Here is a 12435-nt window from a genome sequence, read left to right on the forward strand (position 1 = left end):
GTTTACCGTTCCCTGATGACAGACACCGCGAACGACATGCCCCGATGGGCGCGAGACAATCCCCGGGCACGGTGTTCTTGTTTGTCCGCCTCGGTCACCCATCCAAGACTCCTGCGCCAGGCTTGAATGGCATGCGCGTCAACAAGGGGATTCCACGAGCCTCTTCGCTTCTCCCGCGCTGTTGCCTACCAGTTCACCTTGAAACCGACATTGCCGCCATAAGTCTGCACGCCATCGCCGAACTTACCATCGAACGTGGCAAACATCGAGGTGTTGTTGCTCCAGTTCATCTTCAGGCCGGCGTTGACGGCGACCGCGTCCTCGGCTGCAGCGGCGCCCTGGACCACGAAGGAATAGCCCGGCGCTGCCTGGAAGCTCGGCCTGACGGAACGGTCAGGTTCGAACTCGTGGACCCATGCCGCACGACCCCAGGCCTGCAGCGACTGGTCGCCGCCGATGGCGATCGTCGTGTCGAGTTGCAGGCCAAGCGAGACCGGCAGCGAGGTGACGACGCGGTGGTCGTAGCTCAAGCCGAGCGCGCCGTTGCCAAGCGACGTTTCATCGAAGGCATCCATCGACAGGAATGAGAACTGGAGCGCGGCGAACGGCGTGATGGCGCCCTGGCCCACCTGCTGCCGCCAGCCGGCCTCCACATTGGTGCCAAATCCTGCGCTCAGGAAATTGCCGCGCCAGTTCTCCGCCGTGATCGCGGGCACAGGATCGAGCGGCGTGTCCGAGCCAGGGACCGAGGTGGCCCGATGGACGTTGTTGTTGTAGAGGCCGAAGGCCAGTCCGCCATTGATGTAGAACTGATCCCATTTGCGCGCGACATAGGCGCCGGCCTGGGCACCGATGATGTTGCCGGAGGTCTGGCGGCCGTCGACGGCGAAGGACGCCGCCGCGCCACCCAGCGCGAAGCCCATCACGGCATCGGAATCGCCGGTCGTCTCGAGACCCGCCGCGAAGTTGCCGCCCCTGTAGATATTTTCGGCACTGCCCACGACCGCGTCGCCGCTCAGGTCGCCTGCATTGCCGCCAGCCGTTGCCCAGTAGCTCCAGCGCCGTTCGTCCGGCTGCATGGCCTTGAACGGATCCTTCTTCGTCGCCGGCTCGTCATAAGCCTGCGGCGCGACGGAATGATCCGTCGGATCGGTGCCAAGACCGGTGCGCCAGAAATTGGCCTGGCGGTTCATCGAGGCCATGAATGTGTCATAGGCGTCGAACTGCGGTTGCTCGAAGCCCGAAACACCCTCGCCCGAGATCGAATCGTAGACCGCGCCAAGCTGATCGAGCGTCGGAATATAGAACAGCGCCGCGGCGATCTTCTCGAAGGCCGGCGAGGTCAGGTCCGTCTGAATGGCATTGACAGCCTGGCCGACCGAGGTCTGGTTTTCAGTCAAGCCGGTGCGGGCGAAGTTGATATCGACATTGAGAACGACCTCTTCGGGGTTCGGGTAGAGCAGCTGATACTGCGCGACAGCGCTGGGGATCGAATTGAGCTCCAGCCCATTGTTGGTCACGCCGCCATCGGCATGCAGGATGAGATACTCCTCAGTGCCCGGCTTCGCGGCGCCCGGTTCCATGATGTTGAGATTGACCAGGCCATTGAGATCAGCCGAGCCGGTGATGTTGATCTGGTCGGCTTGCGGATCGAGATCGAGGTCGAGCAGGTAGATACCCGTCGCCGACTGTGTCCAGTCGCCCGTGACATAGGTCGTCAAGACGTTGTCGAGGTCGCCCGGCGCGACATAGCCGTCATTGCTGAACTGGCCGGTCTCGCCGAGGTCGACGGTGTCGCCCATCCGGTATATGGCGTTCTTCTGGTTGTTGAAGGCATTCTGACCGCGACCGAGAGCAACCGAGCCCATCGTGTCGTAGAAATTGTTGTACGTATCGTTGCCGACGCCGCCGCGCATGGCATAACCGTCGATCTTGCGCACGCAGCCTGTGTCGACACCGGGGATGCAACCGTCGGCTCCGGTGACCGCGCCGACGACGCCGTTGTTGGTCAGCACGTTGTCCTTGCCGTCGAGATAGCTGACGCCGGCACCCGCTCCCGCGCCGCCGATGATCATCACGTCCTTGGCAATGGTGACGTCGATGTCGCCATTGTCGGCGAGATCACCGCTGCCGCCGGAGCTCTGCTCCATCAGCGCGGAGGAATTCTTACCGGTCACATAGAGGTTGGCGGTCTGCTCGAACTTGACGTCGCCGCCGATGCCCGCGCCGCCGGCACTGCCGGAGAAGCCCTGAGGTGCCGCACCCAGGGCCTTCATCATCATGCTGCTTGGGGCCGGGGCCTGGTCGAGGCCGAGATAATTGCCGGAAAAGCCGCCGACGCCACCGCCGCCGCCAATGCTCTGGCCGAAGACGCCGACGGAATTGTCGCCGGTGATCAGCATGGCGACATTGCTGTTGATCGTGACGACGCCGCCATCGCCGCTGCCGCCAGCGACTGCCTGGACGATGCCATCGGTGCCCGCCGTCACCACGCCGCCGCCGCCGCCGACCGATTGCGCGAATATGCCGACCGAGCCATTACCCTTCAGCACGATCTGCCCCGTGTTGGTGACGGTGACATCGCCGCCCTTACCGGTCACGCCGGTGTCGCCGCCGATGAACACCGGCACGCCGATCGCCGCGGCCATCGCGGTACCGCCCGAGCCGCCGCCGCCGCCGACCGATTGCGCGAAGATCGCGACGGAATTGTCGCCGTCGAGCTGCATGGCGCCATTGTTGATGACGGTGACGACACCGCCGTCGCCGCCGGCCGCACCCTTGCCGCCAAGCGCGATGGCAAGTCCGGGCGGGCCGGCCGATACGGAATAGGAGGCCCCGCCAGCGCCGCCGCCGCCGCCCACCGACTGCGCCATGATGCCCGTCGAGCCGAAGCCCTGGGTGTGGATGATGCCGTCGCTGAAATTGGTGACGTTGACGTTGCCGCCCTTGCCATTGGCATCCCCGTCGCCGCCGATGCCGAAGGTGAAGGCGCCGGGCACCGGGCTCGCGGCCACGCTCATTGCACCGGTGCCGCCACCGCCGCCGATCGATTCGGCGAAGATCGCGACCGATGAGGCGGACACTGTCGTGATATCGCCATGGTTGCTGACGGTGACGACGCCGCCATCGCCGGAACTGCCGCCGCCGCCGCCGACGCCGATCGCGACCGGCACGATGCTGACGCCGAAGGCGCCGCCGCCGGAGCCGCCGCCGGCGCCAACCGACTGCGCGAAGATGCCATGCGCGCCGACGCCTTCGACCGTGATTGTGCCTGCGGCATTGTTGTTGACGGTGACCGCACCGCCGCCGCCATGGCTGCCGGCGATGGTGCCGTTGCCGACATCGCCGCCCTTGCCACCAACGGCGATGAAGCCGATCGCGCGCCCGCCCGAGCCGCCGCCGCCGCCGATCGACTGGGCGTTGATGCCGTCGGCGCCGGCGCCGTAGGTATGCAGGCTGTTGTTGTTGGTGACATTGACCGTGCCGCCGATACCGGACGAGCCGCCGGCGCCACCGATCGAAATGAGTGCCGGGATCGAGCCGGTAATGCCGCCATTCTTGCCGCCGCCCGAACCACCGCCGCCGCCGACCGACTGTGCCTGAATTGCATAAGAATCGATGCCGTGCGTCTCAATCATGGCTTCGTTGACGATATCTACCCCACCGCCATTGCCACTTGAGCCGCCAGAGCCGCCAACGGCGATCGCACTGATGCCGAGCGAGCCACCGGCGCCACCGCCGCCGCCGATCGATTGCGCGAAGATACCAACGGAATCATCGGCATGCGTGAGGATGCCGCCATAATTGTCGACCGTGACGTGACCGCCGGTGCCGCCTGCCTTGCCTGAACCGCCAAGCGACAGCAGGCCGCCCGCGCCGCCACCGGTGCCGCCACCGCCACCGACCGACTGGGCGAAGATGCCGGCCGAGTAGCCTTGCTCCGGATCGGCGCTCGGAGCGCCGTCCTCTGGCGGGGTCGGCGACGTACCGTGTGTCTCAATAATGGCCGTGCCGGCCTGGCTAAGGTCGGTCTTGCCGTTGGTGACGGTGACCGAACCGCCATTGCCGGCGGCATCGCCCCGGCCACCGATGCCGACGGTGCCGAGCGCACCGGCCTGTCCATCGCCGCCATCGCCGCCGCCGCCACCGATCGACTGCGCGTGAATGCCGTCGGACTTGGTGCCGTGGGTCGTGATCACGCCTTCATTGGCAACAATGACCGTACCGCCATTGCCGCCGCCGGCGCCATTGCCGCCAATGGCGACCGTGCCGGACCTGGTCAGGCTGCTGGTGCCGAGCGGCTTCAGGAGCAGCGTCGGATCGACCGGCACGTAAGGTATCGCGAGGAGGCCGCCCGTCCCCACATAAGCGTCGCCGCCGATGCCGCCGCCGCCGCCGATCGACTGCGCGACGATGCCGGACGATTTGTCGCCATGGGTGGTGATGAAATCATAATTGCCGACATCGACGGTCAGGGCGTCGTTGCCGGTTCCACCGGCGCCGCCCACCGTCGCCTGCAGGTTCCAGTTCGGCTTGCCACCGGCCGGTTCGCAGACTTTCGGAAGGGTGCATTTCGCACCAAGCTGCAGCGAGATCGAATTGGCTCGGCCGCCGGTGCCGCCGCCGCCGCCGATCGACTGCGCCAGAATGCCGAAGGCGCCCACGCCGCTGGTTTCGATGCCGCCATACTGCCTAATGGTGACGTTGCCGCCCGTGTTGCCGTTGCCGGCCGAGCCGCCCACCGCGACGCTGACATTGACCTGCGTGCCCGCATTGTTGCCGTTGAGGCCGAGCACGCCGGTGATGGCGTTGCCGCCGGAGCCGCCGCCGCCGCCCACCGACTGCGCGAAGATGCCGTGGGCGCCGTCGCCATTGGTCGTGGTCTGGCCAGCCGCGAGCAAGCCAGTCTGCAACAGGCCGTGATTGGTGACGAAGACGTCGCCGGCAAAACCGGCGTCTCCGCCGAAGCCGCCGACGGTGACGCCGGCATTGAAGTTGGTTCCGGTGCCGAGCGAGCCGATCACCGCCGAGACGGCCATGCCGCCATTGCCGCCTCCGCCTCCGATCGACTGTGCCTGGATGGCATGGGATTCGATGCCGTAGGTCGAAATCGCGCCTGTGTTGTCGATCGTCACCTTGCCGCTGTTGGTGCCGGCGCCGCCGAAGCCGCCGACACTCGCCGACAGGGTCTTGGCGTCGGTGCCGGCAATCACGCCGGAGATCGCCATGCCGCCATTGCCGCCGCTGCCGCCAACCGACTGTGCGAAGAGGCCGACGGACTGATCGCCGGTTGTGATGGTCGAACCGTGGCGCGTCAGCAGCACCTCGCCGCCCGTGCCGCCACCACCACCCTCGCCCCCGACCGCGGCGGTAATCTGGTTGCCGCCCTCACCGAGGTTCAGAGCCGCCGCCACGCTGAGCCCGCCTGTGCCGCCGCCACCCCCGACCGACTGCGCCAGCACGCCGAAGGCCTTGTCGCCGCCGGTCTGGATGATTCCGGTGGAATCGACCGTGACCTTCTCGGCGTCGCCGCCCGAACCGGCACCGCCGCCAAGCGATACCGAGACCGCGCCGTTCTTGCCCGGGTTCTTGCCAAGCGAACCCTTGATGGTCGCGGCGAAGGAGAAACCGCCATTGCCGCCGCCGCCGCCGACCGACTGCGCCAGGATGCCGTTCGCGCCGTTGCCTTCGGTCAGGATGTTGTCGACCGAAGTGACGTTGACGGTCTTGCCGTCGCCGGAGCCTGCGCCCGAACCGCCGATCGAGACGCCGATAGCGGCCTTGGCATTCTGGCCTGTAACCGACACCGCGCCTGAGAAGCCGCCGTCACCGCCGCCGCCACCGACCGACTGCGCGAAGATGCCGTTCGAATCCCCGCCGACGGTGTGGACGGTCGTATTGTTGTTGGCGAGCGTGGTGCCGACATTGCTGTTGACGATAACAGCACCGCCATCCTGGCCGGCGCCACCTTTGCCGCCGACGCTGACCGCGGCGCCGCCGGCGCCGTCGACCACCATCTCTCCGGAAATCGCAAAACCACCGGTGCCGCCACCGCCGCCGATCGACTGCGCCAGGATACCATTCGCCTTGTCGCCGGTCGTGCCGATCGTGCCGGTATTGTTGACCGTGACCAGTTTGGAGGTGCCGCCCTTGGCGCCGCTGCCGCCGACAGAAACGGCCGCTGCCGCCTGCTGCGCCGAACCGGCGATGGTGACAGCCGCGCCGCCATTGCCGCCGCCGCCGCCCACCGATTGCGCCAGGATGCCGTTCGAACCGTTCTTGATGGTGACGATATTGCCGGTCGAGGTCACGGTGACCGTATCGGCATTGCCGCCGCCGGCGCCCGAACCGCCGACACCGACGGCCACCGCGCCCTGCCCAGCGGTGACCGCTAGCGCGCCCGAGAAGCCGCCATTGCCGCCGCCGCCGCCGATCGATTGCGCCAGTATGCCGTCGGCCTTCAAACCTTCGGTCCTGAGATCGCCGGTCGAGATGACCGTCACCGATTTGGCGTCGCCGCCATTGTCGCCCGAACCGCCAACGCCGACGGCCAGACTGCCCGCGCCCCGGCCGGTCAGCGTGCCGGCCACGGCGCCGCCGCCATTGCCGCCGCCGCCGCCGACCGATTGTGCGAAGATCGCATGCGAGCCGTCGCCATCGGTCTCGATGCTGCCGTGGCTGGTGACGGTGACGGCCTCGGCGGCGCCGCCGCTCGAGCCGGAGCCGCCCACCGCGACGCTGGCTGCCATGGCGTTGCTGCCTGACAGCGCGATGGCGAAACCACCATTGCCGCCGCCGCCGCCTACCGATTGCGCCAGGATGCCGAAAGAATCTTTTCCTTGCGTCAGGATGTTGTTGTAGCTGGTGACAGTGACCGTGTCGGCATTCGAGCCGGATCCGGCGCCGCCACCGATGCTGACGCCCAGCCCGCCACCACCAAGCCCGACGCCAAGGCTGCCGGCGAAGCCGCCCGAACCGCCACCGCCGCCCACCGACTGCGCGAAGATGCCGGAAGAATTGTCGCCCTGGGTCCAGATCGAAACGGTATTTGGCGGTGGCGCCTGCAGCACTGGCTGGCCGTTGCCGTCGACGAGGCTGTAGCTGTTGACGACCACCTTGCCGGCGGTCGAGCCGGTGGCGCCCTTGCCGCCGACGCCGACGCCGATGCCGGCATTGCCTGTCGTCGCCGAGCCCGCGATGGCAAAGCCGCCTGTGCCGCCACCGCCGCCGACCGATTGCGCCAGAATGCCGTTGGAGAACTTGCCGGTCGTTGTGATGGTGCCGGCGCTCGTCACCGTCACGTCCTTGCCGACGCCGCCGACGCCGCCCTTGCCGCCGATGGCGACAGCCGCCGTAGCGGCATCGGGATCGCCGATAGCGCCGGAGACCGCAACCGCGAAGCCGCCATTGCCGCCGCCACCGCCGATCGACTGGGCGATGATGCCGGACGAATTGTCGAAATTCGTCGCGATGTCACCAGTGCTGGTCACCTTCACGATATCAGCGCTGCCGCCACCGGCGCCATTGCCACCAAGCGAGACGCCGACAGCGATCGACTTGCCGCCGCCGAGCGAACCGGCGAAACCGCCATTGCCGCCACCGCCGCCGACCGACTGCGCCAGGATGCCGGCGGCACCCGTGCCGCGCATGTCTCCAGCGGTGAAGCCCGCGCCAGTCGAAATATTGCCGGTCGATACGACCGTGATGTCGAGACCGGCGCCCGCCGCGCCGCCTTTGCCGCCAAGGCCAACGGCAATGCCCGCATCCAGACCCAAAGCCAGTGAAACCGTCGAGCCGCCATTGCCGCCGCCGCCACCGACCGACTGCGCCAGGATTCCGATCGACTGGTCGCCATAGGTGGTGATGTTACCGGTCGAGGTGACCTTGACCGTCTTGGCGCTGCCGCCGCCGGCACCATTGCCGCCGAGGCCGACCGCTGCTGCCGCGCCCTGCAGCGTGATCGCGCCGGAACCGGCAAAGCCGCCATTGCCGCCGCCGCCGCCCACAGACTGCGCCATGATGCCGATCGACTGGTCGCCATGCGTTTGGATGTTGCCAGTCGAGGTCACGGTGACCGCGCCGGCGAGCTGGCCGGTGCCGCCGCTGCCGCCGATCGCCACCGAGGCGCCAAACGCGCCGGTGGTGAACGTGCCGGCGACGCTGAAGCCGCCATTGCCGCCGCCGCCGCCAATCGACTGTGCCAGAATGCCGTCAGCCTGTTTGCCGTAGGTGGCGACGTTGCCGTAGCTGGTGACGAAAACATCCTTGCCGACGCCGCCCGTGGCGCCGCTGCCGCCGATCGATACCGCCGCCGCGCCGCCTGCACCCTCATAGGAGCCGGAGCCACTCACCGTCACGGCAAAGCCGCCATTGCCGCCACCGCCGCCGATCGACTGCGTCAGGATGCCGGTCGATCCGTCGTCGATGGTCAGGATGCTGTTTTGCGTGACGACATTGCCGACTTTCTTGCCATTGTTGACGGTCGCCGTGCCGGCATCGCCACCGCCACCGCCCTTGCCGCCAAGATTGACGCCTACGGCGGCCACCCCGCCAAGTGTCAGACTGCCGGAGAAGCCGCCATTGCCGCCGCCGCCGCCGATACTTTCGGCCTGGACGCCAACGGCGTTCTTGCCTTCGGTGACGAGATTCCAGGTGCCGGCGTAGGCGGCCATGGTGACCGCATGGTTGGCACCGTCGGTGTTGACGATGACGTTTCCAGCGTTGCTGCCGTCGGCGCCGGCTCCGCCAAGGCCGACGCTTGCCGCGCCGACGCCGATTGCCGCCGAGACCGTAAAGCCGCCATTGCCGCCGCCACCGCCGATCGATTGCGCCAGGATGCCGGTCGAGTTCTCGCCCTTCGTATGGATTGAGCCGGAGCTGCCGACGATGACATCCGCACCGGCACCGCCGCCGGCGCCTTGGCCGCCGATGTTGACCGCGATACCGATCCCGCCGATTGCACCGCCGATCGAATAGCCGCCATTGCCACCGCCGCCGCCGACCGATTGCGCGACGAGGCCGGCGGCATTGTCGCCAGATGTCAAAATGTCGCTCAGGCTCGACACTGTAACGAGTTTGGACGCCCCGCCCTTGCCGCCATTGCCGCCGATGCCGATCGCCGCCGCGAACGTTCCCGTCGCATTGACAGCGACCGCGATCGCCGCGCCGCCATTGCCGCCCGTGCCACCGATCGATTGCGCGAAGATGCCGCGCGAGCCGTCGCCGTAGGTTGTCAGCGAGCCGGCGGTCTCCACCGTCACCGTATTGCCGTCACTGGCATTGCCGGCCGCTCCGCCCATGGCAAGGGCAAGGGGGCCGACCGCACCCGAAACCGCAAAGCCGCCATTGCCGCCACCGCCACCGATAGACTGCGCGAACACGGCGTCGGACTGGTCGCCATGGGTGATGATGGAATAGGCGGTATCGCTGGCGTCCCGCAGCACCTCGACCGCGCCGGACGTACCACCGCTGCCGCCAGCGCCACCAAGGGCTACGCTGAAGCCAAGGCCACCGGAGAAGGCGCCGCCGCCGTTGCCGCCGCCGCCGCCGACCGATTGCGCGAAGATGCCGGCCGAATTGACCGCCGCAGTGCTGTCGAAGATCGAGTTCTTGCCTGTCTCGATATCGCCGGCATTGGTAACTGTCACGCGGGCGCCATTACCGCCGGCACCGCCCTTGCCGCCTGCCGAGAACAGGCCGCCGGACGTACCGCCATTGCCGCCACCACCACCGATAGATTGCGCGAAGATGCCGGCCGACTGCTTGCCGTCGGTGTCGATCGAACCGGCGGCCGTGTTCGTCACTTCGACGATGCCGCCATTGGTGGTCGAGGCGCCGTTGCCGCCAAGCGACACGAGACCGCCCGAATTGCCGCCATTGCCGCCGCCGCCACCGATCGACTGGGCAAGGATGCCGTTCGATTCCTGGCCGTGGGTGACGATCGCGCCCGAATTGGTGACGCCGACGGTCACGACATTGGCCGGACCACCATTGCCGCCGAGACTGCCGCTGCCGCCGGAGGCGAACAGGCCGAAATTTGAGCCGCCGTCGCCGCCGCCACCGCCGATCGTCTGGGCGAGGATGGCTTGCGAATTATTGCCCCAGGTGGTGATCGCGGCATTGTTGGTGACTTGGACGATGCCGCCATTGCCGCCATTGCCGCCGCTGCCGCCGGAAGAAGAGAAGAGGCCGAAACCGCCTGCGCTGCCGCCGCCGCCGCCGCCGATCGATTGCGCGACGATGCCATGCGAATAAATACCGCGGGTGACGATCGTCGTGCCGACGCCGGTGAAGACATTGGCGTTGCCGCCACTGCCTGCCGGGCTGCCGCCGCCCGGGTTGAAGACCAGGCCGCCACCGCCGCCGCCGTTGCCGCCATGGCCACCTTGGCTAATCGCGACGACGCCGGCCGAATAATTGCCGGAGGTTTCGACGCTTCCGCCATTGAAGTTGGCCGTCGCCGTGCCACCACTGCCGCCCAAGCCACCGTCACCGGCATTGCCCGAGATGCCCTTGGCATCACCGCCGTCGCCGCCATCGCCGCCGACGCTGCTGGCCACGATGCCCGCGTTGGGACACGCCATTGGCAAGACGCAATTGTTGCTCGTCTGGACAACTCCGGTGACGTTGACCGTAACCGTGCCGCCATCGGCGCCGTCGTGGCCGTCGCCGCCGTTGGAAAAGACATAGCCGTTGCTGCCATTGCCGCCACGGCTGCCGTTCGAGGACCCGAGCACGCCGATGGTGCCGGTCGCGATCACCGCGCCGCTGCCGGATGCATTGGTGTTGGCCGCAGGCTGGTTGTAGTTGACCGTAAGTGTCGGACCGGAATTGCCAGAGGGTCCGCCTGCCGCGGTGACGGGAGGAGCAACGCAGGTCGTGCCGGACGGCGCGCCACTGGCGACAGCGCAGGTCTCGGCTGTCGCAGGATTCCCGCCGCTGGCGGGTGTTCCCGGCGTGATTGTGCAATCGGCCGCGTTGCCGGTGCTGCAGGTGTAGTGCTGGACTTCCGTGCCGGCCGACGGGTTCGCTCCGGTACCAGTCAACGATATCCGGTTGGGATCGATCGTCAGCGTATTGACGTTGAGCGTCGTAACGCCCGGTGCGGTGTAGCTGATATCGGCATTTGGCGCGTCCGTGCAGTTCTCGACATTGCCGGCTGCGACGCAAGCCGCGTGGGCGGCACCGGTCGGACCGATGAAAAGCGTCGCCGCCATGACCAAGATCACAGCTACCGCTGCCGCGAAGCCTGAAACACCGAGAAGTCGTGGCTTCAACCAGGCCGGAACAACGCGAGATTCGGCTGCGCTCCTGCGAACACCCGTCATCATAATTCCCCCCGATCCGCGCCAACCGGAACGAATCACCCCCTGCTAATGCAACCTATCAGATTGCAGATGCAGCCGGGTATCCCCAAGGATTTAGATGAGATAATTTAGATGCAATGTTGCGGTTAAGACACAGTAATCAAAATAAATGTCTGGAATTACGCACTATTGGAGCAAGTGGTGCGAATCCTGGAGCGATATCTTCTTCAGGCAGAAAGAACTGGCACGGACTCACCGTTCGACTCAGCCAACAATTCTCTTTGCACGGCCAGGAAGAACCTGCGTACTTCGTCGCTGGCTGCCGTTCTGTCCCTGCCCGTCCCGACAACGAGATCGAGCAACTCCGTCGCTTTTGCCTTCCAGAACGAGGTGGCGGTCTCGCCATGCAGATTGCCGAGCTTGGCGGCAACTTCCCTGACCAAGAATAGCTGACGATCGATCGGGAACGCACGGACTTTTTCTGGGTACATCTTCCGAACCATGAAACTGACGCAACGAATCAACCATTGCCGAACAAGCAATGGCTAACAGCGAAGGTGGAAACGGAAGCTTAACGGTGACCGGCCGATGCGTCGCGCACGCGAATTGTCATGTACTTTCGAACCCGAACTGGTTCACCCGGCGGCCCTCAGGCCGGCAGTGCTCTCGCCTCGCCGCCGCGCTTGCGCGGCACCATCATGTCGCCGGCCATCAGTCCGGTGACACGGCAGAACGCCATGAACGCCCGGCAGGCGTCTTCGGTCTCGACCACATCCACCGTGGCACCGAAACAGGCATTGAAGGCTTTCTGATACACCGGCCCCTGCCGGCGTGCCGGCCAATCCTGCAGAAAATCGAGCGCCTGCTCGACGCTGTAGATTTCCTCGACGGGCAAGCCGGGGCCTGGTGCGATGCGCACCGGCACCTCGAATTGCAATCTGTCCATTCGACATCTCCCGAACCGGCATCGCCCAAGCAACGCCGTTCGTCGTCAAAAGTTGCTTCGTTCGTTTTGTGCCACGGAAATGTGTCGTCACTGCGGAAAGTCGCCGCTTTGCTGCAGCGGCAAAGGCAAAGCCTGCCGGCACCAGGCGGCCCGGCAGTGGAAAGCAACGCCGCGAAAAACGGA

3 protein-coding genes are annotated in these 12435 nt (G+C 66.6%); all 3 read right to left on the bottom strand.

Annotation, left to right across the window (positions count from 1 at the left end):
- Nucleotides 1-185: 185 nt before the first annotated feature.
- Nucleotides 186-11216, bottom strand: coding sequence for a hypothetical protein (locus FJ943_RS18615; protein ID WP_140723670.1), 11031 nt, complete (start codon nucleotides 11214-11216; stop codon nucleotides 186-188).
- Nucleotides 11217-11533: 317 nt separating this feature from the next.
- A complete protein-coding gene (locus FJ943_RS18620) occupies nucleotides 11534-11797 on the bottom strand; it encodes a DUF6074 family protein (RefSeq protein ID WP_023769988.1) in 264 nt (87 codons plus the stop codon).
- A gap of 158 nt (nucleotides 11798-11955) precedes the next feature.
- Nucleotides 11956-12252 (bottom strand): DUF982 domain-containing protein, encoded by a 297-nt coding sequence (locus FJ943_RS18625; protein ID WP_015317559.1) that lies wholly within the window; start codon nucleotides 12250-12252, stop codon nucleotides 11956-11958.
- Nucleotides 12253-12435 lie beyond the last annotated feature (183 nt).

It is taken from the genome of Mesorhizobium sp. B2-3-10 (assembly GCF_006442275.1).
Taxonomy (GTDB): Bacteria; Pseudomonadota; Alphaproteobacteria; order Rhizobiales; family Rhizobiaceae; genus Mesorhizobium; species Mesorhizobium australicum.

Excerpts from the sequence above, each read along its gene's own strand:
- FJ943_RS18615 (WP_140723670.1), bottom strand. The coding sequence starts at position 11,216 with ATGGCGGCGACGCTTTTCATCGGTCCGACCGGTGCCGCCCACGCGGCT.
- FJ943_RS18620 (WP_023769988.1), bottom strand. The coding sequence starts at position 11,797 with ATGTACCCAGAAAAAGTCCGTGCGTTCCCGATCGATCGTCAGCTATTC.
- FJ943_RS18625 (WP_015317559.1), bottom strand. The coding sequence starts at position 12,252 with ATGGACAGATTGCAATTCGAGGTGCCGGTGCGCATCGCACCAGGCCCC.